At 43.8% G+C, this 26,080-nt stretch carries 56 protein-coding genes and 1 tRNA gene; all 57 read right to left on the reverse strand.

Annotated elements, in window-relative coordinates; all coding sequences use genetic code 11:
* Window positions 1-18: 18 nt before the first annotated feature.
* Complete coding sequence (locus tag AC4E8D_RS28495; RefSeq protein WP_490205505.1) at window positions 19-273, reverse strand: Gp49 family protein; 255 nt, start codon at window positions 271-273, stop codon at window positions 19-21.
* A gap of 19 nt (window positions 274-292) precedes the next feature.
* The gene (locus AC4E8D_RS28500) at window positions 293-2,065 is read right to left on the reverse strand and encodes a terminase large subunit (protein WP_490206516.1); all 1,773 of its coding nucleotides are present in this window, start codon (window positions 2,063-2,065) and stop codon (window positions 293-295) included.
* A complete protein-coding gene (locus tag AC4E8D_RS28505) occupies window positions 2,043-2,360 on the reverse strand; it encodes a P27 family phage terminase small subunit (RefSeq protein ID WP_110000805.1) in 318 nt (105 codons plus the stop codon). The genes AC4E8D_RS28500 and AC4E8D_RS28505 overlap by 23 nt, the downstream gene beginning before the upstream one ends.
* A 182-nt stretch (window positions 2,361-2,542) precedes the next feature.
* Window positions 2,543-2,860 (reverse strand): HNH endonuclease signature motif containing protein, encoded by a 318-nt coding sequence (locus tag AC4E8D_RS28510; protein ID WP_490205506.1) that lies wholly within the window; start codon window positions 2,858-2,860, stop codon window positions 2,543-2,545.
* Between the two features lie 6 nt (window positions 2,861-2,866).
* Entirely contained in the window at window positions 2,867-3,253 is a 387-nt protein-coding gene (locus tag AC4E8D_RS28515) for a hypothetical protein (RefSeq protein WP_490205507.1), read from the reverse strand.
* Window positions 3,231-3,419 carry a hypothetical protein gene (locus tag AC4E8D_RS28520; RefSeq protein ID WP_490205508.1) on the reverse strand — a complete coding sequence of 63 codons (189 nt, stop codon included), beginning with the start codon at window positions 3,417-3,419 and terminating at the stop codon, window positions 3,231-3,233. The genes AC4E8D_RS28515 and AC4E8D_RS28520 overlap by 23 nt, the downstream gene beginning before the upstream one ends.
* A gap of 151 nt (window positions 3,420-3,570) precedes the next feature.
* The gene (locus AC4E8D_RS28525; protein WP_490205509.1) at window positions 3,571-4,089 is read right to left on the reverse strand and encodes a hypothetical protein; all 519 of its coding nucleotides are present in this window, start codon (window positions 4,087-4,089) and stop codon (window positions 3,571-3,573) included.
* On the reverse strand, window positions 4,082-4,360 hold the full coding sequence (locus AC4E8D_RS28530) for a hypothetical protein (protein WP_490205510.1): 279 nt from the start codon (window positions 4,358-4,360) through the stop codon (window positions 4,082-4,084). Before AC4E8D_RS28530 ends, AC4E8D_RS28525 begins: the two co-directional genes overlap by 8 nt.
* A 425-nt stretch (window positions 4,361-4,785) precedes the next feature.
* Window positions 4,786-5,040 (reverse strand): hypothetical protein, encoded by a 255-nt coding sequence (locus tag AC4E8D_RS28535; RefSeq protein ID WP_490205511.1) that lies wholly within the window; start codon window positions 5,038-5,040, stop codon window positions 4,786-4,788.
* 149 nt (window positions 5,041-5,189) lie between these two features.
* Window positions 5,190-5,924 carry a hypothetical protein gene (locus AC4E8D_RS28540; RefSeq protein ID WP_490205512.1) on the reverse strand — a complete coding sequence of 245 codons (735 nt, stop codon included), beginning with the start codon at window positions 5,922-5,924 and terminating at the stop codon, window positions 5,190-5,192.
* A 3-nt stretch (window positions 5,925-5,927) separates the two neighbouring features.
* On the reverse strand, window positions 5,928-6,929 hold the full coding sequence (locus AC4E8D_RS28545) for a glycoside hydrolase family protein (protein WP_339194292.1): 1,002 nt from the start codon (window positions 6,927-6,929) through the stop codon (window positions 5,928-5,930).
* The gene (locus AC4E8D_RS28550; protein ID WP_490205513.1) at window positions 6,929-7,357 is read right to left on the reverse strand and encodes a hypothetical protein; all 429 of its coding nucleotides are present in this window, start codon (window positions 7,355-7,357) and stop codon (window positions 6,929-6,931) included. The genes AC4E8D_RS28545 and AC4E8D_RS28550 overlap by 1 nt, the downstream gene beginning before the upstream one ends.
* Before the next feature lie 138 nt (window positions 7,358-7,495).
* Window positions 7,496-7,882: a hypothetical protein gene (locus tag AC4E8D_RS28555; RefSeq protein ID WP_490205514.1), complete on the reverse strand. Its 387-nt coding sequence runs from the start codon at window positions 7,880-7,882 to the stop codon at window positions 7,496-7,498.
* Between the two features lie 55 nt (window positions 7,883-7,937).
* Window positions 7,938-8,011, reverse strand: a tRNA-Ile gene (locus AC4E8D_RS28560).
* 36 nt (window positions 8,012-8,047) lie between these two features.
* Window positions 8,048-8,233: a hypothetical protein gene (locus AC4E8D_RS28565; RefSeq protein WP_490205515.1), complete on the reverse strand. Its 186-nt coding sequence runs from the start codon at window positions 8,231-8,233 to the stop codon at window positions 8,048-8,050.
* A gap of 159 nt (window positions 8,234-8,392) precedes the next feature.
* Window positions 8,393-9,109, reverse strand: a complete 717-nt coding sequence (locus tag AC4E8D_RS28570) for a hypothetical protein (RefSeq protein WP_490205516.1) — start codon at window positions 9,107-9,109, stop codon at window positions 8,393-8,395.
* A 134-nt stretch (window positions 9,110-9,243) separates the two neighbouring features.
* Window positions 9,244-9,771, reverse strand: coding sequence for a sigma factor-like helix-turn-helix DNA-binding protein (locus tag AC4E8D_RS28575; protein ID WP_490205517.1), 528 nt, complete (start codon window positions 9,769-9,771; stop codon window positions 9,244-9,246).
* A 14-nt stretch (window positions 9,772-9,785) separates the two neighbouring features.
* Window positions 9,786-9,992 (reverse strand): hypothetical protein, encoded by a 207-nt coding sequence (locus AC4E8D_RS28580; protein ID WP_490205518.1) that lies wholly within the window; start codon window positions 9,990-9,992, stop codon window positions 9,786-9,788.
* A gap of 11 nt (window positions 9,993-10,003) precedes the next feature.
* Window positions 10,004-10,831 carry a thymidylate synthase gene (locus AC4E8D_RS28585; RefSeq protein ID WP_490205519.1) on the reverse strand — a complete coding sequence of 276 codons (828 nt, stop codon included), beginning with the start codon at window positions 10,829-10,831 and terminating at the stop codon, window positions 10,004-10,006.
* The gene (locus tag AC4E8D_RS28590) at window positions 10,831-11,181 is read right to left on the reverse strand and encodes a hypothetical protein (protein ID WP_490205520.1); all 351 of its coding nucleotides are present in this window, start codon (window positions 11,179-11,181) and stop codon (window positions 10,831-10,833) included. Before AC4E8D_RS28590 ends, AC4E8D_RS28585 begins: the two co-directional genes overlap by 1 nt.
* 13 nt (window positions 11,182-11,194) lie before the next feature.
* Complete coding sequence (locus tag AC4E8D_RS28595; RefSeq protein WP_490205521.1) at window positions 11,195-11,602, reverse strand: beta-sandwich lipoprotein; 408 nt, start codon at window positions 11,600-11,602, stop codon at window positions 11,195-11,197.
* On the reverse strand, window positions 11,589-11,813 hold the full coding sequence (locus tag AC4E8D_RS28600) for a hypothetical protein (protein WP_490205522.1): 225 nt from the start codon (window positions 11,811-11,813) through the stop codon (window positions 11,589-11,591). The genes AC4E8D_RS28595 and AC4E8D_RS28600 overlap by 14 nt, the downstream gene beginning before the upstream one ends.
* A gap of 79 nt (window positions 11,814-11,892) precedes the next feature.
* The gene (locus AC4E8D_RS28605) at window positions 11,893-12,018 is read right to left on the reverse strand and encodes a hypothetical protein (RefSeq protein WP_490205523.1); all 126 of its coding nucleotides are present in this window, start codon (window positions 12,016-12,018) and stop codon (window positions 11,893-11,895) included.
* Window positions 12,019-12,102: 84 nt separating this feature from the next.
* Window positions 12,103-12,279 carry a hypothetical protein gene (locus tag AC4E8D_RS28610; RefSeq protein WP_490205524.1) on the reverse strand — a complete coding sequence of 59 codons (177 nt, stop codon included), beginning with the start codon at window positions 12,277-12,279 and terminating at the stop codon, window positions 12,103-12,105.
* Between the two features lie 99 nt (window positions 12,280-12,378).
* Window positions 12,379-12,606 (reverse strand): hypothetical protein, encoded by a 228-nt coding sequence (locus AC4E8D_RS28615; protein ID WP_490205525.1) that lies wholly within the window; start codon window positions 12,604-12,606, stop codon window positions 12,379-12,381.
* Window positions 12,603-12,959, reverse strand: a complete 357-nt coding sequence (locus tag AC4E8D_RS28620) for a YopX family protein (protein WP_490205526.1) — start codon at window positions 12,957-12,959, stop codon at window positions 12,603-12,605. The genes AC4E8D_RS28615 and AC4E8D_RS28620 overlap by 4 nt, the downstream gene beginning before the upstream one ends.
* Window positions 12,956-13,147 carry a hypothetical protein gene (locus AC4E8D_RS28625; RefSeq protein ID WP_490205527.1) on the reverse strand — a complete coding sequence of 64 codons (192 nt, stop codon included), beginning with the start codon at window positions 13,145-13,147 and terminating at the stop codon, window positions 12,956-12,958. The genes AC4E8D_RS28620 and AC4E8D_RS28625 overlap by 4 nt, the downstream gene beginning before the upstream one ends.
* Before the next feature lie 386 nt (window positions 13,148-13,533).
* Window positions 13,534-13,914, reverse strand: coding sequence for a YopX family protein (locus tag AC4E8D_RS28630; RefSeq protein WP_490205528.1), 381 nt, complete (start codon window positions 13,912-13,914; stop codon window positions 13,534-13,536).
* Complete coding sequence (locus AC4E8D_RS28635; protein ID WP_490205529.1) at window positions 13,901-14,113, reverse strand: hypothetical protein; 213 nt, start codon at window positions 14,111-14,113, stop codon at window positions 13,901-13,903. Before AC4E8D_RS28635 ends, AC4E8D_RS28630 begins: the two co-directional genes overlap by 14 nt.
* Entirely contained in the window at window positions 14,110-14,253 is a 144-nt protein-coding gene (locus tag AC4E8D_RS28640) for a hypothetical protein (RefSeq protein WP_490205530.1), read from the reverse strand. Before AC4E8D_RS28640 ends, AC4E8D_RS28635 begins: the two co-directional genes overlap by 4 nt.
* A 251-nt stretch (window positions 14,254-14,504) precedes the next feature.
* Window positions 14,505-14,936 carry a hypothetical protein gene (locus AC4E8D_RS28645; RefSeq protein ID WP_490205531.1) on the reverse strand — a complete coding sequence of 144 codons (432 nt, stop codon included), beginning with the start codon at window positions 14,934-14,936 and terminating at the stop codon, window positions 14,505-14,507.
* The gene (locus AC4E8D_RS28650) at window positions 14,937-15,260 is read right to left on the reverse strand and encodes a hypothetical protein (RefSeq protein ID WP_490205532.1); all 324 of its coding nucleotides are present in this window, start codon (window positions 15,258-15,260) and stop codon (window positions 14,937-14,939) included.
* A gap of 36 nt (window positions 15,261-15,296) precedes the next feature.
* Complete coding sequence (locus AC4E8D_RS28655) at window positions 15,297-15,515, reverse strand: hypothetical protein (protein ID WP_490205533.1); 219 nt, start codon at window positions 15,513-15,515, stop codon at window positions 15,297-15,299.
* Window positions 15,512-15,751 carry a hypothetical protein gene (locus AC4E8D_RS28660; RefSeq protein WP_490205534.1) on the reverse strand — a complete coding sequence of 80 codons (240 nt, stop codon included), beginning with the start codon at window positions 15,749-15,751 and terminating at the stop codon, window positions 15,512-15,514. Before AC4E8D_RS28660 ends, AC4E8D_RS28655 begins: the two co-directional genes overlap by 4 nt.
* A complete protein-coding gene (locus AC4E8D_RS28665) occupies window positions 15,748-16,086 on the reverse strand; it encodes a hypothetical protein (RefSeq protein ID WP_490205535.1) in 339 nt (112 codons plus the stop codon). The genes AC4E8D_RS28660 and AC4E8D_RS28665 overlap by 4 nt, the downstream gene beginning before the upstream one ends.
* A gap of 184 nt (window positions 16,087-16,270) precedes the next feature.
* On the reverse strand, window positions 16,271-16,477 hold the full coding sequence (locus AC4E8D_RS28670) for a hypothetical protein (protein ID WP_490205536.1): 207 nt from the start codon (window positions 16,475-16,477) through the stop codon (window positions 16,271-16,273).
* Window positions 16,478-16,519: 42 nt separating this feature from the next.
* Window positions 16,520-16,708 carry a hypothetical protein gene (locus AC4E8D_RS28675; protein ID WP_490205537.1) on the reverse strand — a complete coding sequence of 63 codons (189 nt, stop codon included), beginning with the start codon at window positions 16,706-16,708 and terminating at the stop codon, window positions 16,520-16,522.
* A 67-nt stretch (window positions 16,709-16,775) separates the two neighbouring features.
* Window positions 16,776-17,891: a DNA cytosine methyltransferase gene (locus AC4E8D_RS28680; RefSeq protein ID WP_490205538.1), complete on the reverse strand. Its 1,116-nt coding sequence runs from the start codon at window positions 17,889-17,891 to the stop codon at window positions 16,776-16,778.
* Between the two features lie 75 nt (window positions 17,892-17,966).
* Window positions 17,967-18,539, reverse strand: coding sequence for an HNH endonuclease signature motif containing protein (locus AC4E8D_RS28685; protein WP_490205539.1), 573 nt, complete (start codon window positions 18,537-18,539; stop codon window positions 17,967-17,969).
* A gap of 44 nt (window positions 18,540-18,583) precedes the next feature.
* Entirely contained in the window at window positions 18,584-19,072 is a 489-nt protein-coding gene (locus tag AC4E8D_RS28690) for a hypothetical protein (protein WP_490205540.1), read from the reverse strand.
* Between the two features lie 34 nt (window positions 19,073-19,106).
* Entirely contained in the window at window positions 19,107-19,286 is a 180-nt protein-coding gene (locus tag AC4E8D_RS28695; protein ID WP_490205541.1) for a hypothetical protein, read from the reverse strand.
* A 20-nt stretch (window positions 19,287-19,306) separates the two neighbouring features.
* Entirely contained in the window at window positions 19,307-19,483 is a 177-nt protein-coding gene (locus AC4E8D_RS28700) for a hypothetical protein (protein ID WP_490205542.1), read from the reverse strand.
* Between the two features lie 13 nt (window positions 19,484-19,496).
* On the reverse strand, window positions 19,497-19,682 hold the full coding sequence (locus AC4E8D_RS28705) for a zinc-finger domain-containing protein (protein ID WP_490205543.1): 186 nt from the start codon (window positions 19,680-19,682) through the stop codon (window positions 19,497-19,499).
* Complete coding sequence (gene dut, locus AC4E8D_RS28710; RefSeq protein ID WP_490205544.1) at window positions 19,679-20,131, reverse strand: dUTP diphosphatase; 453 nt, start codon at window positions 20,129-20,131, stop codon at window positions 19,679-19,681. Before dut ends, AC4E8D_RS28705 begins: the two co-directional genes overlap by 4 nt.
* Window positions 20,128-20,580 carry a nucleoside permease gene (locus AC4E8D_RS28715; protein WP_490205545.1) on the reverse strand — a complete coding sequence of 151 codons (453 nt, stop codon included), beginning with the start codon at window positions 20,578-20,580 and terminating at the stop codon, window positions 20,128-20,130. The genes dut and AC4E8D_RS28715 overlap by 4 nt, the downstream gene beginning before the upstream one ends.
* Before the next feature lie 21 nt (window positions 20,581-20,601).
* Window positions 20,602-20,976 (reverse strand): RusA family crossover junction endodeoxyribonuclease, encoded by a 375-nt coding sequence (locus AC4E8D_RS28720; RefSeq protein WP_490205546.1) that lies wholly within the window; start codon window positions 20,974-20,976, stop codon window positions 20,602-20,604.
* Window positions 20,964-21,248: a helix-turn-helix domain containing protein gene (locus tag AC4E8D_RS28725; protein ID WP_490205547.1), complete on the reverse strand. Its 285-nt coding sequence runs from the start codon at window positions 21,246-21,248 to the stop codon at window positions 20,964-20,966. Before AC4E8D_RS28725 ends, AC4E8D_RS28720 begins: the two co-directional genes overlap by 13 nt.
* A complete protein-coding gene (locus AC4E8D_RS28730) occupies window positions 21,220-21,372 on the reverse strand; it encodes a hypothetical protein (protein ID WP_490205548.1) in 153 nt (50 codons plus the stop codon). Before AC4E8D_RS28730 ends, AC4E8D_RS28725 begins: the two co-directional genes overlap by 29 nt.
* Window positions 21,373-21,452: 80 nt before the next feature.
* Window positions 21,453-21,638 carry a hypothetical protein gene (locus AC4E8D_RS28735; RefSeq protein ID WP_490205549.1) on the reverse strand — a complete coding sequence of 62 codons (186 nt, stop codon included), beginning with the start codon at window positions 21,636-21,638 and terminating at the stop codon, window positions 21,453-21,455.
* Window positions 21,639-21,653: 15 nt separating this feature from the next.
* Window positions 21,654-22,544: an ATP-binding protein gene (locus AC4E8D_RS28740; protein ID WP_490205550.1), complete on the reverse strand. Its 891-nt coding sequence runs from the start codon at window positions 22,542-22,544 to the stop codon at window positions 21,654-21,656.
* Window positions 22,429-23,244 (reverse strand): phage replication protein O, encoded by an 816-nt coding sequence (locus tag AC4E8D_RS28745; protein ID WP_490205551.1) that lies wholly within the window; start codon window positions 23,242-23,244, stop codon window positions 22,429-22,431. The genes AC4E8D_RS28740 and AC4E8D_RS28745 overlap by 116 nt, the downstream gene beginning before the upstream one ends.
* A 150-nt stretch (window positions 23,245-23,394) precedes the next feature.
* Complete coding sequence (locus AC4E8D_RS28750) at window positions 23,395-23,724, reverse strand: hypothetical protein (protein ID WP_490205552.1); 330 nt, start codon at window positions 23,722-23,724, stop codon at window positions 23,395-23,397.
* A gap of 1 nt (window position 23,725) precedes the next feature.
* Window positions 23,726-24,133, reverse strand: a complete 408-nt coding sequence (locus AC4E8D_RS28755) for a hypothetical protein (RefSeq protein ID WP_490205553.1) — start codon at window positions 24,131-24,133, stop codon at window positions 23,726-23,728.
* A 2-nt stretch (window positions 24,134-24,135) separates the two neighbouring features.
* Window positions 24,136-24,576 (reverse strand): single-stranded DNA-binding protein, encoded by a 441-nt coding sequence (gene ssb / locus AC4E8D_RS28760; protein ID WP_490205554.1) that lies wholly within the window; start codon window positions 24,574-24,576, stop codon window positions 24,136-24,138.
* Between the two features lie 2 nt (window positions 24,577-24,578).
* Window positions 24,579-25,211 (reverse strand): ERF family protein, encoded by a 633-nt coding sequence (locus tag AC4E8D_RS28765; RefSeq protein ID WP_490205555.1) that lies wholly within the window; start codon window positions 25,209-25,211, stop codon window positions 24,579-24,581.
* Window positions 25,212-25,213: 2 nt separating this feature from the next.
* Window positions 25,214-25,774, reverse strand: a complete 561-nt coding sequence (locus AC4E8D_RS28770) for a host-nuclease inhibitor Gam family protein (RefSeq protein ID WP_490205556.1) — start codon at window positions 25,772-25,774, stop codon at window positions 25,214-25,216.
* A 59-nt stretch (window positions 25,775-25,833) separates the two neighbouring features.
* Window positions 25,834-26,040, reverse strand: coding sequence for a hypothetical protein (locus tag AC4E8D_RS28775; protein WP_490205557.1), 207 nt, complete (start codon window positions 26,038-26,040; stop codon window positions 25,834-25,836).
* Window positions 26,041-26,080 lie beyond the last annotated feature (40 nt).

The raw sequence follows: 26,080 nt of genomic DNA on the forward strand, positions 1-26,080 counted from the left end.
CCCAGGCTCAGTGTCCGATTAAGAGAGTGCGTTTTGTAGCTTGTACCCTTCCAACTCCCAAATCTTATTTTCAATACGGGATTTGGCTATATTCGCACCAATTGCTTCGTCATAGTTGCTCGGATCTACGCAAGCCGATTCACCGACAACTGTAAAGCCGTTTGGCAGCTTCGCAACAACGATGCATTGCTTTCCGAAAACCTTGTGAAATACCTCGAACTCCGAATTTTCCATGATCTCCAGAACTTGCTCTTTGGTCACTGTATTAGCCATGGATAAACATCCTTTCTATTTATAAGTCGTTGATGGAAATGAACTCGATATCACCTCTACCAACTGGGGTAACCATACGTTTCATGACCTCTGTGTGGGCATTCAAAAAGGCCGCAAAACCGTCAATTTTACGGTAGCGGCCTATCTTTGTTGGTAGTTTATTTCTATTTCTGTCTTCTACCATCTTCACGTTATTGATATACCAGCGGAATAACCTGTTGTTATTAAAGATTACTTTCCCGTCGATGAACCTTTCTTTCACATCGTCAACTGCCGGTCCTAGTGTTAAATGTCCTTGCCGAACAACCTCAGTCTTAAATCCGTAGTTGTTAAGAGACTCAACCAAACCAAAGGCCTTAGCCGGGTCATACGTTATCATCTCAATGATGTATTTCTTTGATTGCTCCACGAACCAATCATAAACGAGCTCCTTGCGTATATATTCCTCATTTACGATGGTTAAAAGGCCAGCCTCTTCATATTCCCTAAAAGGAAGTTTTTCATTGTCTAAATTAACTTTCTTTATAGGAACCCAGGTATGTGATATTACGAAAACCTCACCAGTCTCTATGATTGGGAACTCCAAACACGCACTTGTAAAGTCTTCTGAATCAGATAAGTCAAATCCCCCGATACAAGGAACATGTTTAAAGTCTTCCGGATCCCGTTCCTTTTTATTTTTCTTTAAGGTAGCAAAATCCAAGAAAGATTCATCGGCATTGTCAACGAAGATATTGAACTGTTTAGTGATAAAGTCGGATCTTTCTGCAGGTGTACGCTTGTCCTTCTCCCAGTCTTCCCTCAGCGTAGGCAGATGCAATGATACACCCATACTGGGATTTGCTTTGATCCATAGATCTGGCCGATCAAACTCGACTTCAGAATCTAACTCAGCCATAAAGTAAAATGTACGTTCGTCCTCAATAACCTCATCCAGCACATCAGTTGCCTGCTCATAATAATTCATCAGCGGCCCATCTAACTGATACCCTGCGGTGGTTATATAAAGGATTAACGGTTGTTTTCTGGACCCACGAGACTTTTTGATAACGTTTATGAGCTTGTAATCCTTGAATTCATGAATTTCATCAAATACACCAAGATGAGTATTCAAGCCATCCAACTTTTTGCTATCACTGGCACGAGCTTCAATCTTCGACTTGGTTTTGTTGTACTTGATCGCATCTCTTAATGCTACGAAGTTTTTCCGCAGCGTAGGAGACGCCTCGACCATGGCCTTTGATTCATCGAATAAGAGTTTAGCCTGATCTTTTGCATTGGAAAGAAGGTAAACCCTAGCACCGGATTCACCGTCTTGTGACACAGCATAGTTTGATACACCTGAAATCATGGTAGTCTTACCATTTTTCCGACCAAGAAAAATAGTTCCCTCACGGAACCTTCTTACTCCTGTATCCTTGTGGACCCAACCAAACAGAGAGCCAATACAAAAATGTTGCCAAGGTTGAAACACCAGCTGATCATAATCACCCTGTGAAGGTTTACAGAACTTTTCGATAAAACGAATTGGTCTATGACCGGTTTCCTCAACGAAGATCCATGGAAAGTGTTTTGTTCCCTGTCTTTTCAGGTCTCTTAGATGCCTTTTAGCGGCTAATACTACCTTTTTACTGGCGATTATCTGACCGTTAACGACTTTGTTTGCGTACTCCGTTGTTAATAGTCGGTCAGAAGGGTCAAACAAGATGTTTCCTGCTCTTACCTGCTCACTCTTCCATCCTGTGTACCACTCTTCGAAATCAAAAGCATTAGAAGTCGCTAAGGTCGTCATCGTCATCAGCATTCACAACCTTTTTACGCTGAGCAGGCGTTAATCCAAGAGATTTAAGCAGGTTGTTAAGCGTTTGGACTGTTTTGGTGAGCTCTATCGAAAGGGGGTTCTTCACTAAGTTAGTCGCCCCTGCTTTGTTGGTATATTCGTACATCAGATCTGACTTATCTATCTCTTTTTTGAGTCTTGAGTAGAACGCATGTGTTTCGATGTACAATTGAATGATCTGTTCGTCTGATGCCTCGTAAGAATCACCAAGATACTCTTTTATTTGTTTCGCAGTAGGTGCTGCCATCCGGTACCCCCCTTTCATGAAAAATTACCCCTCGGTGTAAACGAAACTCCCACGCCGGTCCCGGTACTGATCTGGATCGATTTAAAAGGGTAGGGGGGCTATGTTCTGTTCCCCGACATCCTTTTGTTACCTTCTCCATAAGGAAGCTAAGAGACACCTCTCAGGCTTTCTAGTGACGTCTTCTAATACTCAACCCTGTTCGGTGTACTCTTCACCACAGTAGCTCTCATCCGTTCTGTCTTCTTACGCTTCTGTTTGTTCCCTCTCTCAGGGTGTTCCTTGTTGTGGCATGTTGGACAGATACTCTCTAGGTTGTCCTCTTCTAGTGCTAGATCTGGGTAATCCTCTAGTGGCTTTATATGATGGACCGTATTAGCTGTGGTTATCTTCTCTGCTCTCATGCATGGCTGACATAGATAGTGGTCGCGTTCAAGGATTAATATCCTACATTTCAACCACGCTGTTGATTTATAAAAAGGATTTACTTTTTTCTTTATCATGATCGATCACCACCAAGGGTTAACACCATGCTTAATGAGCGCTAACCACTGATCCTTGATGTCCATCCACCACCTTCGGATACCTTTGCGTTTTCTCTTCCGGTCGTTAGGGTCGGTTGTGCACTGGATGTATTCCAACTTTATTTCATGCAATTGATTACTTTCCATCTTCGTTTCACTAATAACAAAGATTGATTCTCTGAAAGCATTGTCGTAGGTATCGTACAACTGTATTTCTTTTAATGCATATACCGGTAATCGATGTTCTTTGAGTAACCACGGCTTTTTATAAAGCACCCCTAATCCTTCAAGGATATGTTCATTTTCTGCCGTCACAAACGTAAACCCGCTCTTCTCCAACCACCTTCGTTTACGCTTCTCCTGTCTGATCATAGGTACCACTCCTATCCCTATTAGGTTTACATACCACACGATTAGGCATGTACTTATCAATGAGGTATGCAGATAGTTCATCTATCATATATGGTTCGTCTATCATGACGAATGGTGGTCTGTATCCATCTTGTTCCTGTTGCGGCTGTATAAGTGGTTGTATCACAAGTCACCCTCCCCTATGCCATTGCCGATATCATGTATTAAGGCAGCCACTGCCAATGTAACGATTCCTGATATAAGCATGTTGTTAAACACGAACAAGAAACTAACGCTGTATGGAAACAAAGACACAACGCGAACTACAGCTGCTATCTCTACCCTTCGCATCCATGATCACCCGTCTCATCAACGATCTCTGAATACTCGCCCTTGGTGTTCAACCATACGAACGATTTGCCCTTACTCTTCTCCCACCCACGCATCCATACAACCTTGTCTGGTGCTAACCCGTCAGGTATCTTGTTCTCCCCGATGAAGTATAGTTTTGCATCAGGGTTGTACTTATGGCGGATGTGTTGCCATTGTGATTTGCCATGTGAATAGTTATCACAGAGGATGACGATCTGTTCTTTAGCTTGATACGGAGCAACCTTAACAGGCCATCCAGTTGCGTCCAATGTAGTCATTGGTTTGATGGTATGATCCACAAAGATCGCATACTCTCTATCGTGAATGCCTGCTCCCTTAAACCAAGCTATTGCATCACCTCTTAGGTCAGCAGGCATGCGATCATCCATAACAACCTTGTGTATGACAACGAGAATATCCTTAAATACTTCCGTATCTGTGACGCTCACGTTGATGTTCATAGCGGCAGGCTTGTTCTTATCCATAGTCAACCACCTCATCTTCAACGTATCCCATATCAATCACGTTCACATTGACCACAAGCGTCTTTGTTTCGCCATACTCTATAGCCGACTCTACTCCCCTGAGAGCTTCTTCTATATCGTGTGTGCTCATTAGGTTGAGGTTAACAACAACTGTCATCTTACCTCCCTGAACAGGTGTAGAAGGTTTGTTCACTGAGCTTCCTCCGGTCGGCGGTGGTGCTACTGTCTTCTTAATCACCATTAAGAGTCCCTCCGTTATGTTTATTGGCATGACAAAAAGCCACCTATGTAAGCATGGCTTTAGTTCGTATGTGTGGCCTTATATACTATCTACTCGACTTGCATCTCCATGCGTTGTCTGAGCTTGTTCATTGCATCCTTGTTTTGCTTTACCAATGCATCCCGTTTAGCATCAAGCCCAGCCTTTGAGCCTCTCATGTTGCGTATCATGGCTTGTGTTCGTCTGATATTGGCATCTGTATAGAAGCAAGTGTACCTGTGCTGGCAATTAGGACAATCGAAGTATGTCTTTTTTATTCCATCCGGCAAGTCCTCTATCGGGAATCCATCCACATGAAACTCATGCTGACAATGATCGCATTTGCTTAACATAATAGATCACCGCTCCCTCATTAATTTGATTGTGGTTTTATGAAAAACACTGCCGTCATTGGCATTATGTATGCATATCTAATGTTACCGCCATTCCTGCTTTTCAGCCCATCCATGATTACAGTCCAGGCACTTGTAAGCCTTTGGCATCACGAACACCACCGGTGAGATTAGTATCATAGAGATAGCTACAATCATCGCAGGCCACATGATTAACCCTAGCCAGATCAAGCAACTTCCTCCGCCTAACAGAAACAGGAATAGAAACAGTCTTGTTTGTCGTTCTTGTCTTGCCGATCCGCATTTCGGACACTCGATCATTGTCGTTGTTGTTTCCATAAACTACGCACCTCTTTATGATTTATTCTCATAATAGAGTATACTTCATTTCCTCGTATCAAGTTCCGATTATTTCCATACATAATAAGAGTAAGCCCTACTTCGCTGCCACCTCTACAGCTTTTCAGGCATAGATTTACCCTTTCTTTCTAGTTACTCCACAACTCAACTTTAACTTTAGATGTCTTGATGTAACGTTCTGGTTGTTCTGCTGGCAGTCCCAATGGACTCAGGCGAGCTGTGCAAATGTATTCTCCAGGTGTAAGCAATCCAGTGATTTCTTCATATGCTCCCACTTGGTCGTCATTCATAACGAGCACGAATTGCCTTTCATGTGCCGCGTTGTACTGCTTACCAGTGAGCAAAACCAAGGAAATATTTTTTCGGTTCTGTCCTTCATCACCTGCAAGTCCGACCGTATGCAGGGCCATTTTGATAGGTCTGTCGACGTTTCCACCAGCTCCTGCTGAACGATAAACCCTGATCACCGCGCCTGCTCCCGAGGTGTTGGATTGCAACATCGTAATGCCTGCGGTGCTATCAGATGTCTTTATGCCTATTTGCGCGGTCTGCCATGTATTTCCGGTGAATTGCAATGATTCAAGGGTGAATTTGATAGCTGTGAATTTGGTTGGATCGAATTTGACCTTGGTACGGATATCGGCGTATGAATTGTTTGTTCTTGGTGCTGTTACAGTTATGTCACCTCTGCCTGGTAGCGGTTCGAATGTCGTCCCTGCTCCCACGACCTCTGCAGCATCTGCCGCGAGTTTAGTTGCAGTTTCAAGCCATGCCGGGATTGTTCCGTCTGTGAAATCAGCTACCAAAGACTTGTACACCTTGCCGTATGGGATCAACTTACCATCAGGTCCGGTAATGTGCATGCCCTACACCTCCACTGAGTAGGCAAGGCCCACATTGTTGTCCGTATTGTAATACACATAGATTGTCCCATCGAACACCGCAACGGTCATAGATTGCATGTTGGTTGTTTCCCAAGGCAGTGTCGGAATGTCCATGATAAGTTTCGGCTTGTCTTTGAGCGTTCGCCAGTCATCCGATATTAGCGCAATGGCGGGACGTGCTACGGTCGCGACTCCACCGGAAGCATATGCGGAAAGCATGCCTAACCACCACGTTTGACCACGGTAGACAAAAAGCCCTGCATTGGATCGCGAGAAGTTTTCCACCGAGTTTAAAGTTGCATCATTTCCGCCAAGCATCATTCTAGGGTCACACAACCACTGTCTCCCGTTGTGGGATATCCACATCGCTTTACGCCCAAAGTCACCGCCGCCCATTACAGAAAACCCGTACCATTTTTCTGCTGTGCGGAACACTGCGAAATACCCTGTGTGTCCATCTCCTGGGAAGTTAGGCGGCTTATCAAGCAAAAGTCCGACTCTTGTCCATGTAAGCATATCCGTAGATGTCGCAAGTGCTGTAGATTGGTTTATGCCGAGTCCGCTTTGTTGATAGTACATGAAGAACAGTTTTTCCGTCTCGTTCCACATAACAAAAGGTGTTTCTGTTGAATTACCTTCAACCGTATCAACGTATACCTCACCATGTCTGGTCCACGGTCCTTTAGGATCGTTGGCATAGGCCAACCCGATACCACCACGGGCATTATGGTTCGTTGAATATGTTGCATAAAATCTACCTTTGGCGTTCGGAATTAAGTGTCCCACCTCGATAGGTCTAAACCAATACATACTCCCAGTCTGCGCCTTTGCCGCTGTGTAGATCGGATCGCCCTCAAGCTTCTTGAACTGAGGGATGTATTGTTCTCTACCTTTGGTGTCTGAAAATCCATAAGGTGCGATTCCGCGATTAGCTTTTTGGGCTTCACCCATCGCCGCCGCTGCTATCAAACCATCCTTTGACATTATCCAACCACTCCTTTGATGGACAGTGTTCCGCCACCTGTTGGAGCTGTGTATTCAACTCTCAACTTGCATCCTGCTGGGATGGTGTAGGTTACAACATCACCCACATTTGCGCTTGTGACTTGAGCAATGCTCACATTTTGTCGTATACCTGGAAGAATGCTTTGTCTATTGTTAATGTCGATCAAGAACGTACTGAACGTACCCGTTGTTGCCTGATTGGAGGAACCGTAGTACACCGTAATATCTGTGGATCTTTCTACAACGCCTGATGCTGGATACGCTGCACTTCCCACTGCACTACCGGCACCCAAAATAGAAACTGTTTGCGGGGTTGCAGCTCCTCCACCTTCTCCCGAGCCAATTTCGTCTCCATTGACCACAATCACCTTCGTTGGTCCGCTCTCTGGATGCGGCTGAGTATACATGACCATTACCTCCATATAATTTCATTTCCTGTCAACGCCTTGTTTGTAACCGTCCAGTCGGGGTCGAACCAACATGTCGGCGCTTGGCTGCGCTCTGCTTTACCTTTAAGCTAAAGACGGATGAAATAAAAAAGCCGCCTACATTGGGCGACTATCAATAATGAACTTTTCTGTTTGACGCGGATCTATTTCGACAGCAACGTTTTGAAACCACTTCTTGCCTGTGTGATCGATGTGAATTAGCCCTCCAGTTCCAAGATCATAATAAAATGCTGGAGTAAAGGTTAACTTCTCAATCGTGTGGTTGTCTTCGTATTCTTTTTTTTCCATTGCTTTTAGTATTTCGTTAGCAATCCGGTTTGCGAACTCTTCGTCCAATTCTTTTTCAAAATCCTTTAGATCAGCCAATGCTTGTTGGTGAACCCTGTGCGCTTCATCTGCATTAAAAGAATTCTCCGCAAACCAGGTTAACCTTTCCTTCATAAAATCATTTAGACGCTGAAGTTTCTCTTCATGTTCCGACACTTCATACCCACCTCCATAGAGATAGTATAAAACAATTGTAGCAATGATGCATAAATACTCACTGCTGTACTCGAACCAGCGACCACGGCTGTATAAGAACCGCACTCTTACCATCTGATTTAAGTGAGTGCAAATAAAAAAAGCACCCCTCAGGGTGCAAAAGCGTTAAGCAAGTTTATCTAACTGTGCTTGTAATGTTGCTATTTCTTTCTTTTCATTAGCGATTACTTCATTTAACAATTCTTCCGACTCATCTCTGGAGCGTTTTCTACGCTCAAGTCCATCCAGACGGGTTTGTTTTGCTATGATGTTTGATTGTAGCGTTTCTTTCTCGTTTGAATATTGGCCCATCTCTCCACCTCCTTCTCAATAACAAGATTCGGCAGAGTTAAAGAATACCCTTCTCATAAAAAAAACCTATGGAGAGAGAGTTGTTTATTCTCTCTACCTATAGGTGGCGTATGGTGGGACAAAAAAAGCCTCTTTCAGGGAGGCTCTTTTATATATATTTTAATTCAAATGAAATACCATTTCCGTTCTACCATCATTGTTTCTGAAAGACACCTTACCAAATCCTATTTTCTCCATTCTACCCAAATAAAGCATTAGATCTGAATGCTTTATTCTGTGTCCGATGTATTTCTCAAAATCATTTTTTATTACATCTACATTAGTAGCTCCTTTGTAATTTTGAATAATAAAATTAAATAGAAAATCGTATTCAATCTGATTATTAAAGTTAAAATTGTTAATGTTATTGATATTACTTTCAAAATCAAGTATAGCGTCATTTTGTTTTAATTTTGCTTCAGCTATTACCGTTTCAACTTCTTTTTTAATTTCAGGGGAGATATCTTGAGATTTTTCAAGCGTCTCTAAAACCTTCTCTCCTGTTTCTTCACTGGATTTTCTTTGTTCCTCAATAAACTTTGCATACTGATCACTTAATGTTCCTATCTTTCCACTTTGATCACTTATTTCCTTTGTAATTTGCATACTCTGTTTAGATGATTCATTTGACTGGATAAATGATATCAAAATAGCCATAACAGCAAGCAATATTGAAAATAGAGTAGCTCCTAATGATAATTGATCAACTAAAAATTTCGGATTTTCAAATTTCATAACAAAAACTACCACTACTACGACTACAAGGAAAAATATTATGTAATACAAATCTTTCTTTTCTGGAAAATCACGCTGTTCTTTTGCTTGGTCTTTTTTCAAAACTCCACCTTCTTTTCATTGAAATTCACATAACAAGATTACATTCATTTTCTTAAATTGTCTATTTATATCTTTATTGTAATAACGAAAAAGAACACCCACTAAGGAGAGTTCTTTTGTAATTCGATTATCCTCTATAAAAATAGGCTATTTTGCAGGTTTCTGGATATTTTAACTTGTGCCCTCTCCACATATTCTTTCACGCTTGATTTTTTTATGTCCAGCATCATTGCAATATCGTTGTATGAGAAGCATTCACCACGAGACATTACAAAACATTCCCTTTCCCGATCACTCAATCCCGTCAATGCATCTTCGATCTGGAACCTCTCCCAATCGCTCAGGTTGCTAGGGCTTCCTGCATTTCCTTTTTGGACGTATGCCTGCATCATTAATGGGTCCATTAGTTTCTCTCTCTGATATGCAGCCCTACGCTCTATACCGCGTTTATTACCTGGACGTCTACCAGTGCTTAACCATTCAATCACATACTCACAATCAGATACCATACCCGAGATTATTTTTTTGTCTGCTTCATTCTCGCTTGTCTTAGCTCTGTCATATGCTTTGTCCGCTATTTTCCGCGACTTTTGATAATTGAGTACTGTGGCCTCTCCCAAATCAGTAACGCTTAATTCTGGACTAAGCTGAGCCATAATCATGCCTATTCTCCCCTTTACATAAAATCGAATATAGTTGTTTGTCCTTCTTTTATGAAATCTTCTGAATCCATTATCAATCCTTCATCCAACCAAGACTTTGGAGCATCTTCTAAATAATGAGGCCATATTGGTACGCCTGGTGTAGATCTTGAAGGGTTTTTCTCTGCTGCTCTATAAGTCCAAACCCAGTGTGTTTTGGCTTTTACTTTTATCTCATCCATACAACCACTCCTTACACCGATACAGGCGCTTTGATGGTTGGGTGATGTTTGTACCCAATGAACTCAAAGTCCTCGTATACGTAATCGTCGATGCTCTCAGGCTTACGTTTGATGTGTAACTGTGGAAGATGATATGGTTCGCGAGTCAGTTGCTCTTTCACTTGTTCAATGTGGTTCAGGTAGATATGAACATCAGCGCCGCTGTAGACCAATTCTCCTACCTCTAGATCACATTGTTGAGCTATCATGTGGGTTAAGAGAGCATAGCTTGCAATATTAAACGGCAACCCGAGGAAAATATCGGTGGATCTCATATTGAAGATACAGCTTAACTTGCCATCCTCTACATAAAACTGGAATGTGTAGTGACATGGAGGTAGGGCCATGTCTCCAATCATCGCGACATTCCATGCACTGACTATGTGCCTGCGTGAGTCTGGGTCGGTTTTGATGGAGTTTATAACATTAGCTATCTGATCAATGGTGTAATACTCCTCATCAAATATAGTTTCGCCGCCTGTCCAATGGTGTTCTGGTGTTTTTCTCCACATCTTTCCATACACCGGTCCAAGATTCCCGTTTTCATCGCTCCACGGGTCCCATATTTTCACGCCATTATCTTGGAGATACTTGATATTCGTATCACCACTTAGGAACCACAGTAGCTCATGTACCACAGATGGCAGGTGTATCTTCTTGGTTGTTATAAGAGGGAAGCCTTCAGATAAATCCCATCTCAACTGTCGTCCGAACACCGATAACGTTCCTGTGCCGGTTCGATCACCCTTTGGTTTGCCGTTGGTTAATATGTCTTGTAGTAGTTCTAGATAGTTTTTCATTATGATGCACACCCTTCACAGGCTACGTAATTATCGCCTACCTTTTTGCTAACCGAAAGCAACTTGCCCAGTCTTATGTCTGATACTTCGGTGAATTCCAGATCTGCAATGCGCGGTAAGATCAACTTTTCGGCATCCTCGCTGTTGTTAGCCATGATACTAAACTCGGACGATTCGCCTGTAGATATAACCGTGTATACATAAGTGTGTCTTAACGTTGCGCTAGGTTCTTCAATATGAGTCAAACGTTCAACCAATGTGATGCAATCTTCTAATGCTTGGTCGTAGTTGATATCAGGTGACTGTTTATACAAGTCCTTCATGTGATCTAGCAATTGTTGTTTGTTCATGTGCTACCTCCGATTATTTTATTTTAAGATCGATGTCCGGCAATATCGCCTGCGGCTTAAATGTGACCCGGTAGTGATACACGCTTACGTCCACTGGTTCAAGCTGTTCAGCGAAGTACGTAACGTTGTCGGACAGTCCGAGGAAATGCTTTTTATATTGATCCTCGCCCACCTTACAGGTAACGGTCAGTTGTTGGTCCCGATTGTCTGCATTGCCAAGTGAACAACGACCCTCGACCGTTAACATGTACTTGTCTGTGATGCCGTTGTAAAACACGATCCGTCGAGGAATCTCGAAGTTGTCCGCCGCCTTAGATATGTTGGAAGATGCGATATCTGCGTCTGTGCATGCTGTCAGAAATAACGCGATGCTAAGCAAGACGGTCATGAGTTTAGTTTTTTTCAATTTAGTTTCCTCCATCCTTTGTATCCTCCTCAAAAAGACCTTTAACCCACTTACAAAACTTATCTTCGCTCGACCACTTGGATGCGCCTAATGATCCATCCTTTTTTATGTGTGTCCAGTTAATGTATCTTGTTCCGCTATTTCTGGTTTCGATAATGTTTATTTTGCGCTCTACCTCTCTTGATCCAACATATCCCCAGTAGGTGTTTCCTGTTTTTAGTTTCACTTTGTATCCTCCTTGGGTATAGACTCCCTACCCTCTCATCTTCGTTTTGATCTCTTGCCAAATACTTTTTCAGCACATTTCACGCTGCATAACGGCGGTTCCAGTGGTAATCCCATGCAGCCACACGGATATTCGAACCCAATATAGTTGCCGCCGCAGCAGTATTCAGGCTTGTATCCATATACGTTCTTTTTCTGGCAGACATAACACCGTTCAACTTGCTTATGCTTCAGTACACCCTTGCGCTTCAACCTAATCGCGTTATTACTTGGTTTGATGAACTCTTTCATCATGACCATCTTGCGATTTTTGTCGTACTGCCATCCGTGCTTTCCGGTTCCTCTGCAATCTGGGCAAGCATAACCTGTGTCCCACATGCTGGCTCGTTCGACACCTCCGCCATTACACCATTTGCAATCTGGGAGAAGCGAGAGGAGATAATCATCAGTTGTTTTAAACCACTCATACTCCCTGTACCAGTAGTTCTTAATGTATTTTTTAGTACGGCGTGAAACGTCTTTACCTAGCTTATTCAAGTACTTATCATGTTTCTGGTATGTCATCTTCATGCCTGATCCTCCTTGACCCTTGGGAATGAGAAAGGTGCATAGTGTGTTACATTCATCATCATCGCTTCACCCCAAGGGACGGATACAGTTCGTTTAAACCATCTATAACCAGTAGGGCTATGTGAAAAAAATCCAACATCAATCGCATTCCCATCTGTTACAAGGTAATCAATATGACTGTTTATACTCCGATCGTTTTTATCAAATTCGCGCCACTCAATCATGCTTCATCCCTACCCTCTAGTAAGTGTGGGTGTTCCACAACGTTTCCAATGACCTCTTTAAATCTCAATTTCCCATCGGCCTCAATGTGCTGATATCTGCTCGGATTTTGTCTGAATAACATGAATGCGAAGTGTTCTTGCACCCACTCGACTTCACTAATTCCGTCTTGATCCTCCAAAACATCTTTCTCAAACACTCTGTTGCCGTTATGGTCAAAACAAACGAACTGTCCAACGGTGTTTGGTTTTACTTCACATCGTCGTATGAAACATAATCCGCCCATCTGCTCGATCCCTCCATATACCCATTGTCCATTGTCTTTGCTTATACCCCTGAAAATGATCTCTCTCATGCTTCTTCCTCCCCAGGTAGGACAAGATTGTACCAGCCTCCATATATCTGTTTGCGATCCCATGCGATGTGCTTATCTAACAACATGTCCTCAACTTCTTTTTCAGTCTTGCCTTCGAATTCTTCATCCGGTATATCAATCACATCATTCTTTTTATCTAACCGTGCCCAGAACTCATACTGTGCCATTTATGTTTCCTCCCCAGGTAGGTTGATACGCTCTATAATTCCCTCTAAACGGTTGGTAACAAATCTATTAGCTCGTGCTGTAGATCTTTTTGGCATACTGAATAGTGATTCCCTACCGATTTCGAATGTCTTTGAAGATATAGCGTCTCCTATATATTCTGTGACAGTGATCTCGACACGCTCCGCATTTTCACGAGGTAGGTGTATAGGTGCCCAGTGTGTAACGCCGCCGACTCTATATCCTGCGTTAGAATGCGCCCACTCATATCCAGCGCTATCCAAGCTTTTCTGATGCATAGCAACCATAAACCGTTCCCCATTCGATACAAGGTGTGGTACGTGACTCGGTATGCTTCGGTCTGTTGGATCGTATTTATGCCACTCTATCATTCTGTATCCGCTCCTTCCCCACCCAAAAGTTCAGGGTTTTCGTAGATATTTCCGATCACTTCTCCGTCTTCTATATATCCCAAATGTAAGCCCATTAAAGGTTCTTTGCCTCTGAATAACTGGAACATGCCTCCGTATAACCTCACTACCAGATTTTCAGGCAACGGGCCACTGCTCTCAAAATTCAACCTGCTTACTTTAACGATATCGCCATCGTAGTAATCCTTACCTTTGCTGTCTTTCACCCCGGATTTAAGCATCAACACCATGTACGGTGACCATATGCATACCTTCAACCAGTTCCGTTCCAAGAACTCGTATGACATCTCTTTGGTTTCGGTATCCCATGCTCTCGCTCCAAATTCATACAGAGTCATGCTTATACGCTCCTTCCTCAACCCTCTTTTGTTTTGCAAACCACAGCATTTGCTGCAATGCCTTTATCGAAATTGGTAGCATATAGCTGTCCTCTCCAACTTTGAAAACTATCATCATTTCTCCTTTTTCATTAGGAGTAATATCGTATTCGTAGAAGTCGATCAGTTTTAATTCCGTGTAGTCAATTTCATTAATCATTGTTCCGCTCCTTCCTTGGGAGCCAACAGCTCCACTTCGTCTTGCATGGGCACAATTTCTCTTATTTTGCATGTTGGACATCTCAAGTCTTCTGGAAGCTCAAACGCCGTGTAACATTCGCCACAGGTGTATTTACTCATCTTGTATATCCTCCTATTTGGGGAGACCAGATACCCTTATCCGGCCTCCACTTCGTTAAGTATTTCGGTCGTCTCGCTGGCCTTCGGCCTATGATCTACGCTTTATCTACTGGCCCACTGCAATGTGGACAATGACCGTCTTTCAACTGGAAACGCCTTGAATATCCGTGGCACACTTTGCAGCAAAATAGCTTATAATTTCCTTTCAGCACATCTAAAAATTTCATAGTCATCAATCTCCTTTATTTGGTTTATAAGTCCAGTACAGCCAATAACGCGGCTTTGCAACGTTGTTCTGGTGTGGCGTGGATCAACTTCATTTCCTCTCTGTTGTGCGGCTGTTTGTCTTCCCAATCGGTTACCAACTTCAATCTCCATACATACCTTGTTCGTACACCTGAGTGCTTCTGGAGTATCTCCGATTCCATTTCCCACGCATCATTCATGTTTGTTGACCAGTTTCGATTGACAAAATAAGATAACGACACACTCCCTCTTGGAGGCATCATAGCGTAAGCGGGAAATTCACTCATGTTCGGAGGCACCAACACCTCTCCATGCTCTACAGGTCCGTCATGGTCGTGCGTAGGGCCTGATATGCGCTGCCATCCGAAGATGTGTTCAGCCACCATAACGTTCAGATCTGAATCAGAGGCATTCAACACTTGCTCCCGGGTCAACATCTATATATCCTCCATCTCTTTAATTTGTCCTTCGTAATGTTCCCAGTCGTGGTCAGAGAAGCACTTTCTGTAGCTTGATAAATAGTGTCCGTCACCTTCAATAAATTCATTGACTTCGATACAAACATCGTCCGAACAAAGCGTGATCTGCAAACCGCGTTCAATAAATGTTTCTTCGCCAACCACAGACACAAACTCAGCAATATCAGTAAAGTCAACACGTACAAAGGCGAAGACTGTTTTGTTCTTATGAAACTCCTGTGTATATAAGCTTGTTTCACGCTCGCGCATGAATTCATATAGTTCCGCATTTACTTCTGCCATGTGTTATATCCTCCTTAGTAGGGAGAGGCCCTAGCCTCAACCCTCTACATTTACTTTTTGCAGATACTTTGTTAGGAACGGCCCGTTCAACCAATCGTCCAAAATTACAAGCCGCTCAGCGTATACACCCTCACCAGATACCCATTCATTCGATCCACATGTCCAGATCCGACCGTGATAGTCTGCGAAATTGGCTTCATCACATGTATGCATTACAACCTTGTCTCCTTGGCGTAGGGGATGGATATCGCTCATTGGTTACCCTCTCCTTCCTGACCCACCGACAGAGCTTCTACAATCGCATCCTCTGCGCTCATGTACTGTTCTCTTGATAGGTGGAACTGTGCTGTCTCAAGTGTGCTGCGAAGCCGTTTGTTCTCTTCCAGTAGATAAGCGATATATTCAGGAGCCTTGGCATCGAATTCGACTTTGTGCCAATGACCCAGCTTCGATAATTCCAACGCTTGTTTGATTTCTTCCTGCTTACTCATGACTGTTCTTCCTCCCTCATCTTCGATTCGTTCTTCAGTTCCTGGTGATCAGCCCATGTATTGCCCACTAACGTAACTGCATCATGTGTGATCCTCTCTTTAAGCTCATCCATCACTTGGTATGGGAAAGGCACCTCTTCCTTCTTGAGCTTGCCGCGACCCGTGTCATTCGGTCTGCTTCCGTCATAGTCCTGAACGATTTTGTATCCATGTCTACGGGTTTCTCTGGTGTATAAACGATAGCCGCGAAGTATGAGCTTGTCGCCTGTGTACCAGAACGACCACTTGGCAAGCTTCAAAATGTCTTTGTCAGTGCGTTCAATTGTGTATTCCATCTGTATATCCCTCCAAAATTACTTTTTACGAAACTGTTTGCGAAGGCACTTATCACATACGACATATGACTGCTTACCGTGAACAATAACCGTGCGTGAGCATTGCATACACTTGGATTCGTGCGAATAAAGAAAGCTGTTGTCCATGTATATCCCTCCTTGGTTAGAGGCCCAAGCCTCGTCGTCATTGCTCGAAATACTCTTTGGCAAACTTATCAATCCGTTTTGCAAACACTGACATCGTGATGCTTTCCCGCCGCTCTTTAGCCTCTTGAATGTAAAGATAGAATTGATGTCCCACTTCTGCCTGCCAATCGGCTTGTAGATCTAACTCATCTGCTTTCTCGTTGTATGATTCCAAACGTTCAGTTGCAGCTGAAGAGTAATTCATGTGTGTTATCTCTCCTTTGGTGGGCCTAAACCCGCCTATATTTTAGATACGGGCACTCTCCAGAAAGCTAATTTGGCGTTTGATACTGTCGAGTTGGTCATACGCAACACACCACGGACCAACGCTTTCCAGCCTTGCAAGACGTTCCATCACTTTTTCCATATTCCCCTTGCTGTGCTCCAAGTCCTCAATCTGACGGTTTACTTGATGGTTGTGCTGTTCGATATTCATCTTCATTCGCTCCTTTAAATTTGGTGTGGTGGGAAGGGAGGGTATTCCCTTCCTCTGTTATGGGGTGCTACAATCTATCGTTTATTGCTTTTATGGCTGCCATGATTGGGTAGATCTGAACCGGGTTTACCGCATTACCCAGTGCTTTCAGGCGACCTGTGCGGTGAGTTTCGCCAACCGTTACTCTTCGTGGCTCCCAGTCAAATTGTTCTGCTCCTTGTCCTGCTGGCCATCTATATCCGTCCAACCAACTGGAAAGCCCATCAAGGATTCCACCCAGTTCGGATTCAGTTGACCACCTATCAGTTCCGGTTGAGTGTGACCCACTGCACCGACAAGCATCGTTCCGTGACTCCCTGAAGCTTCTGACGGTGCCAACGGACGGACTGGCTTCCAATCCTGACTTGCTGTAGGTGTCGGCCACATCGATCGTAGTACTGCTCCTGGTACAGTGTCCCTGTCTATTTGAGATGGAGGCAGAGTTGCATTCTTCGAGTCCTGAGCCGCTGGGGTAGGCCACATCCTCACCGCACCGGGAAGCCCGTTCCTGGGATCCAACGCATTGATGTTTCCTCGTTTCTCTGGATCGTTCGCCCTGGGTGTCGGCCACATTTTCACAGCCGCAGGCAGATCTGGTGTCCTCCGCGCTCTCTCCGATGGGCAATCCCCTCTCAGGCTGGCTCTCGGTGTAGGCCACAATGAAGATTCGATCTCTTCTGTGCGGGGCACCGACGGCACTAGACGGTATAACAACATAGAAGGGCTGATAGCCAATGTTTTCAAGATCGCTTTTGATGGTTTCGAGGACCATTTCCGCTTCCTCGCATATAGTTGTGTCGTCTTCCATGATAAGTTCGCTGTCGGACTGCTCCATACTGATGAGCCCAGCAACATTTTCGCCAACAAACCAAGTGGGTCGGACTTCTTCAAGAATCCGTACAATCTCAGGCCAGAGGTAACGGTCGTCGCTCGTGCCTTCTCGCTTCCCGGCATGACTAAAAGGTTGGCATGGGAATCCTCCTGAAATAATGTCAATTGTTCTACCGTCTCCAATGATTCCATCCTCCTTAAGCCTTTCGGCGGTTAGTGTACATACATCGTCGTAAATCGGCACTCCCGGAAAATTCTTCTGGAGAACCTTCACAGGAAACGGCTCCCGTTCACAAAATGCTACCGTCTCCATGCCTGCCCAATGAGCTGCCAAGTCGATTCCTCCGGTCAAATGCCAGAGAATAAGCTAAGTTTTCTCATCTTCTCCTCAGTTGGCATGTGCATCACCACCCTTGAACAATCTTCTTATTGAGTTATGCAGCTTCACATGCTGACTAACTGTCATGACCTTCAAATTTTTAGGTCTGTTATCTCTTTTGTTCTCATTTATGTGATGGACAATTTCGCTTTCAGGATGGTGCATACCCATAAATTTAAGTTCACGCCCAAGCATTTTCTCCGCAATCAGGATATGTTCGAATACATAGCCGTTAGCCTTCGCCCTAGGGTGACTAGGCATCCTGACGGTCACATATCCTCTGTTCGTCTTGGATTTACCACCTTTCCAAGAACTATTATTTGTTCCTTTTTGATCTCTTTTCATTGCCACGCGCGCCTGGATACCGTTGTTTTTCATAAATCTCCAGACTACCTTCTGGCTAACACCCAACTCATCAGCTATTTCTTTTTGTGTGAATCCTTGAGAATACATGGATTTGACTTTCTCGAGATCCAGTTTCGTTGAATAAGCTTCTGACTTTCTTTTTCTCCATTCAGGAGTACATCTGTTACGCGCTGCTACTGACATTTTCCGTTTCGACTCTTCACTCAGCTTTCTCATGTGTGTCTTGTCTCCCTTCCTCTGTTATCCCCGGTGGGGTGAGCCTAAATCCTTCCAATACCTTTGAAGGGCCGATCCTCTCTAATGGGCTTATCTCTTCCGTTCAAAAAGGCTTCATACGCCCAGTATCCTTGAACTTCCCCGGTGTATGTCTCGCGAAGTTGATCCAAGCTACTCGCCACTGCCTCACTCCCGTAAAATACATAACAATTGCGAAGGTTTTCAGCAGTGTTGTAACTGGCGTGAACCAGTTTTTCACCAAGCAGTTCAGCTGCTCTGTCATACCCTCCATCCCACCATTGACCATCACAGTGAATGACCTTTCCGTCCTCTAAAGTGATATCAAACTTATGACCAGCAAATGCGTCGAATCCGGGTATCATTTGGTATAAATAGCACTTTACAAACGTGCATGTTTCGTCCAAACCGATAATCAAATTTCCGTGTTTGTAATAGGTGTACTCAATTGGCTTATCAAGCACGAAAGCAATCCCATCGTTGAAATCTACAATGTTCTCTACCTTGTATGTCATGGGTGTATCCTCCCTTAGATGGTTTATTGGTGGATTAATCTACTATCTCAATCCTTACGCCTTGGCTGAGGTAAACCGCTGTTTCAATGTCCGTTCCCTCGATCACAAAGCAAACGGCGTCACCTTTCACGTTGAAAACTTTTCCTTTACGAAACAGCCGTCCGGAGGGTGTATACACTTCAATGTTGGCTCCCATATATGTGTTGTTATCCACGTTCTATCCCTCCCTGTGGGTTATGCGTTGTATTGGTGATAACTCCGAACCTTTTTCCTAGGCTTTATCCACTCCGGAACGTCCTTTGGATAGACCAAGTACACTTCACCGATCACTTTGCCTTTGTCGTCTGTGATGATGTCCCAAGGTATCTCCGAGAAATATGGGTCATATCTCACCTCGTTTGGCTTCTGCATGCTTTCCCTCCGATCATTTGGTCAGCTGCTTGCCGAGTTCTTGGATTTGCTTACCTACATCACATTTTTTGTTACAGTGATTGTCTACTCTTATCATGTTGTTGGGATTTTCCTTTGCCATCACCTTGCGTGTCTTGCATCCGTTACATTTCCGATCCATCAGGAGATTGATTTCATTCAATACGTTCAATCTGTTCATAAGCCTGTGTGACCGAACCCGCCGTCACCGCGCTCGCTGTTACTTAATTCTGTTGCTTCTTCGAATGAAACTCTGACTACTGGAGAGATAACGCCTTGTGCGATCTTCATACCTTTTTCGATCTTGATATTGTTCATCACGAACATATTCATCAGGTCATCTCCGTCATTTAAATAATCAACAATAATCCCAACTTCCCCACGGTATCCGGCGTCGATAGTACCAAGCTGAACACGCAACTTTGAATTAAGCGTCAATCCGGATCGTGGTCTGATTTGCATTTCATAACCTTCAGGTATCTCAAATGCCAAGCCCGTTGGCACTTTCATCGTTTTTCCAGGAGAAATAATTACATCTTCCAGTGAGACCAAATCAAATCCTGAGTCTCCTTGTTTAGCGTAAGAAGGAATAATTGCGTCTGGATGCATCTTTTTGATTTTTAGGTTCATTTATTTATCAACTCTTTCGTATTTTGTCTGTTGTAAATTGGCTTTGTGGCTGCTTTTTCAGGACCCCATCCTTCTCGAATGCGGCGTCTAAAAGTCTGTTCCGAGATACCATTATCAACCGCTTTTTGAAGGAGCTCGACCGGATATTTTCGCAATGCCTCATGTGCTTTTTTCTGTGCACCTTCAATTGAGATTTTAGGAGTGGTAGCCGCTTCCTCTTCACTCCACCCTCGATACAACCTTGTGTTGAATGCGTCTCGTGTGATGCCGTGTTCCGCTGCAATCCGATGCCAGTGTTTTCGATCAACCTTTTTATTGACCGGCTCAGTAACCACTCTTTCCTTATCCCAACCCAAGTTATAGAATCTCTTGTACGCTTGATCTCGTGTAATTCCGTTAGCAATCGCTCTTTTATAATCCGATTCAGTGAGTTCATATTCCAAATCCATATTAATCACCTCAGTTCGTTGTTATACGACTTTTTCGAACTCTATTTCGATTCGCGGATTCTTACGATCCACTTCGTAATCCATTATTTGAGGTAACGCCGTTTTGTCATCCTTATAAATACCCGCGTCTTCTAAGGCGTCCATAATCGCTTTTAAGGTGTTGTGAGTGTCGCGCCTCCTAGCATCTGGGAAATAGAACCAAAGCCTTACAATGACCTTTCCCGTTGCCGTAGACCACTGATTCTCTTTGCGCCATACCGATGCTTTGATGATTGTGTCTGTAAACCATGCTTCTGCCACCGGTGTTTTGATTTTTATTCGGCGCCCACGAACCATAGCATTACGGTACATATGGTTTACGCTAGGTGCCTTGCCGGGTAAGATCAGCCTTTCCATGATTGCAGTCCTCCCAGCATCCCACCTGGACGTTCACTGATCTTTTCTTTTTCCGCTTGGTCTGCTGCAAGTAAAATGATTTCTATCACCGGCCTGCTAAAATACTCAGCGATTGCCATCAAACAACAGCCTCTTTGCCACATGTCCCTAAACTCTTCAACATGGGATATTTTCCAAGTGAAATTCATCTCTTCACACGCTATATGAATTTTCGTCATACTCTTTTTGTCTTGCTGTGGTCGTTCAATCTTCTCCGCTTCCGTCACGGTCATCTCCGATCACTCCCATTCGCTTCAGATATTCTTTTGATGCCTCTATCCGTATGTCATAGTCCAATTCAGACTGTTGTGTGGTATCAATCAGTTCGTCGTCCGTCATTTTCAACAGCGGGTTCATGGGATACCTCCTCTATTCCAAATGCTTCACGGCCTCGGCGTAGGAATTCTTCTGGGTCCTGATCCATCAGGTCATAGTCGTCAATTGGCTTCATCGATTTTCTTCTCGATAAGGTTGATTGCTTCGCCTTGAGGATGTGATTTCACAACCGGCAGGGGTTCAAATATCTTGACCAACATCTGCAGCATAGTGGACTGCTTCTCAGATAAAGCAACTGGATACAAGACCCCGTTCATCGCATAAAACAAAACTGCTTGATCTTTCATGGTGTCACTCCTTTTCTATTGTTGATCTCTTCGTTCTCTAGCCTTCCGTTCTCTCCGATCTGGACCAATCATCTCGAGCATCATCGACTGTCCCACAATACGACTTGCAATCTTCCGTCCGTTTACCGGTAGACGCTCCTGTATTCGCCCTGTAGCGTAATTGCTTGTCATGATCGTGATTTTATCCAACCGTTCGTTTAGGATGCTGTAGAGCTTACCCTCGGCCCAATCCTTATACGATGAAGTAAAGATGTCATCGATCATCAATACCGGCACATTGAAGTATCTGTTTAACACTTCACTTTCCGTCTCAGTACCTTCTTTGCTGTATGTTGACTTGATATCTCCGAACAGTGTTTCTTCTGTAATAAAGATGGCTGGGATCTTGTTTGCAACCAATTCATTAGCCATACACTCCATGAGGTATGTTTTACCAGTGCCGTAGGCGCTCTGATTGCCCTCTGTTCGCGTTTCATCACCGAACAGATACATCCATGTCCCATCCTTCTGATGCTGCTCTATATCGCGTATGAAGTCCTTAGCCTTGACGAAGTGTTTCGCATTCTTCGTATCGATCACAGCGTTTTGGAAGGTGTGCTGCTTTTGTTCATATGTGAAACTCTCGTTCGCTGTATACTTTGCCAGTTTTTTATCCAAGAGGCAGGAGCATGGTTTAATTGCTGCAACCTGCCGTTTCATTGGACGTCCTTTGGCATCAGTGTAAGATTCGTCTTCTTCCCACCGGAACGTATTAATTGTTCCAGTAAAGTCGCATTCAGGGCAACCTTCACTATCCTCGAATTCTCTGAAGGAGTTCGTCGGAAATATCTTCTGATTCTGTTGTTCCGATGAAGAGGTCTTCGTTGCGGCTTGCATTGCTTCTACTCTCTTGAGAAGGTCCTGCATTCCTGCTTTGATACTTTCCACGTCCACCGCCTCCCTGCGTTTTCATTTTGGTTAAAATAGCTTGGTAATGTTTTCGAAGGTTATCAGGGCTGAATATGATTGTTTGATAAAATGAATCCACCTTCAAAGCGAATTTCACAACCTCGCCTATTTCAGCTTCAGACCACTTATCTTTTTCAATCATCAGCCTGAAAGTATTGGCCCATTTCTGAAGGTTTGGTTTCTCAATGAGATGAGCTGTTCCGATCTCCGTTGCATTCTCATAAGCAAGTTGGTGAAATCTTTTAGCCAATTTATAAAATCGATCATCCTCTGAATAAGTCCGTTTAGGACTTTTTGGAGATTTCTTTTTATCTTCTTTTTGTTGTTCATTATTGTTGTTATTAACATTATTGTTTATATTGTCGGGTCGCCGTTGCTTTCGCAGCGGTTTCGTAGCTTTTTCGTCGTTGCCTTCGTCGTTGCTTTCGTCAGTTTTGTTATCCTGATAAAGCCCGTAGTTATTGATGTTTATAAGCAATCCGTGCGTTGCTTTCGTTGTCGTGATCATCGTTGCCTTCGCGTTGCTTTCGTGTACCCCTTCGTTGGGTTTTCGTAGCCACTCAATAATTTGATAAATTTGGTCTTTAGTTGGGCGCTCAACACGAGCACCCACACGCCATTTGCAAGCCTCAATGATCTCTGGAATGTTAGTGCTCACCTGTCCAGGTCTGAGGTTTTTATAGTTAGAATGTTGAGCTGATAAGAGGAGGAACACCCATACTTTGATATAAAGCGGTGGCTTCTCCCATATCTCGCTCTCGATTAACTTCCGATGGAGACTGATCCATCCGTCCATATCACCACCACGCTATTTTTCGTTGATATTTTGTAGAGCCGTATTGATTGCATAAGCAATGAATTTTCTCGTTTGAATGCCTTCTGTCGTTTCATCCATCCAATCATGGCAAGGTGTGCAAAGATGCATCAGATCGGTGACAACGGTCTTCTTCTTCAATTGCTTCCGTCCAGTAAGGTGAGCACGTTCTGTAGCTACAGCCTTACCACAACGCTCACAGATGCCTCTTGAACGTTCTTTAAGTTCTCTATCCACCGTACTGCTGATATCGCCCATTTGGCGTTGTGTATGCTTTACACGCTTGCTCTTAAGCTGTTGTTCTTTGCTGTATGGTATCGCCATGTTAGTCACCACCAATGTGTGTATTCAGATCGACCCTTAACCGGAGTCTGAGTTCATGTAAATGCTCCGTCAAGGATGCAAATTCATTTCTCCAAAAATGCATCTTTTCGTATGCTTCAGCTTCCAGATCGCGGTGTTCTAGGACTGCCAGTTCAGCAGCGTTTGTCTTGTCTCCCCTAGCTGCATCCCGTTTAGTTTCGGCGTAGACACGTTTCCGTTGGCTATAGATCCGTTTGTACTCTCCATCCTTAAAGGCGGATACCCGGCCCATGAGTACATGAGCCTGAGTGAGTAACTGAATCTTTGATACTATTCCGCCTGGAGTATCATCGTCATATTCATCTGCGGCGTTCCGTAAGATTCGGATTTCCTTTGCATACTGGATAATTTGTTCTTCTCGGTTCTCCATAATCAGAACGGAAGGTCATCAGTAGACAAGTCTATCGGTTTTCCATCATCTGCAAATGGATCGCCGCTATTGGTTTTACGTCTTGGTTCGTCCGGTTCTTCTTCTGACGAACGACGATTGTTATTGGCTGATTCAAGGAAACGAACGTTATCTGCGATAATCTCAGTCACGTAAACCCGCTTTCCTTCGTTGTTTTCATAGTTTCGAATCTGAATACGTCCCTCAACTGCCGCTAAGCGTCCTTTTCTCAAATAGTTAGCGCACGTCTCGGCTAATTGTCGCCATGTAACAATAGGAATGAAGTCTGCTTCACGCTCTCCACCTTGGCTTGTGAAAGGTCGATCTACAGCTAAAGTGAATTGGGTAACAGCCACACCTGCAGGGGTATACCTCAATTCAGGATCTCGCACTAGGCGTCCAATAAGCACAACGTTGTTCAACATATTTACTCCTTCCCAGCCGATTCAAGGCGGCTGCACAACTCGTCATATTCTTTCTTAGTCAGGTCTTCAGCCTGAGTCTTGTTGTAATCTTTCATAATTGCCCGTTTAACATCAGCAGCATCTATTCCACTCGTCTTAGCAATGGCGTATAATCGTTTAACTTGAGCGTCAGATAGTTTTCTTGGAGGATCACTTGTAAACTCCACCTCATTACCAGATGCTCCATTGGCATCATCATCTTTCTCAGTAGGCAACCCAAGGATTGCAGAGAGCGAATAACGCTTCATATATGTGATCTGCCCACCGAGGTCTTGCATTTCTGTTTTAGCAGGAGCACTTAATGAATCGGATTTAACCCATTCCCCTGATTCGTGTAGTAGCAAGGTGTCAACTGCCACCATCGCCCCTCGTTCGGAATAAACGGTCTTTGCATCCTGGATCACCGCAATTTTGTTTTCTTTATACACCTCTTTAATTGCTTCAAAAATTCCGTCCAAGTCAGTGTAAGAAAACTCATACGTTTGACCGCTTTTGGTTTTAACGCGAACATTGGCGTTATGCTTAGGTGTTTCAATTGCGCCCCATGCGGCAACAAGCGCTTTTGAAATAGCTGCATTGGATTCAGAAAAGATCATACTTACACCTCCGGTTTGATGACGACTTCATCACCGCGATATTCAACATGGATTCCCTCAACCGGTTCACCATTGGCATCCACCACTACACCTGAATCAGTAAGCGTAAATGTCTTCTTGATATCTGTTTTGTTCGGTTCCCATTTCACCCGAATCAACTGTTCATATCCGTGTTCATTGAGCCAGCTCACCAAGTCCTGGTCGTTGTAATTCCATTTAGGCTGTTGCTTCTTAAATGAGATAGCACCATAAGGAGTCTTCTCGCTTTTGAATTTAGGATCTTCCTCACGGCGGCGTGCGGCATATTCCGCTACAAGAGCCTGAAAGAAGTCCTTATCACGTTGCAACTTCTCATGTTCACGGCGGCGGTAATCCTCGATACGATACACTTCAGCATCAGCGAGTTTGTTTACCTCAGCACCTTTAGCTTCCAATGCAGCAAGTTTGCGGAATGCCCAGTTCAAAGAATCCAAACTATCCACGGTAAACCGTTGGCGTTCCTCTTGTTCCTGCTGTTCCAATTCATCCAGTTCCTCTTGAAATAACGGGTTTAATGAGTTCATCTATTTACAACCTCCTAGAAATTTGGTAATATGACCGTAAATTCAATTTCAAATGTGTATTACACGACTTCAGAGGTTGCCGCCTTTGGAGTCGTTTTGCTTTCTAGTTCGTTTTGGGCATCTTGCAACAATGTAATGACTTCATCCAAATCATGCTGCAAGAAGTTTCCTGTCTCTCGCATTATGCTAGATGCGGAATTCCCGTGAACTGCGGTATTTTCTTGAAGCTGTTCTAGCTTCCGGATTACCCTTTTGATTTGATCCATCCCCGTTTTCCTCCTTCCTTTGACGTCTGATTTGATCGTA

Source organism: Paenibacillus sp. SRL342 (assembly GCF_984798905.1).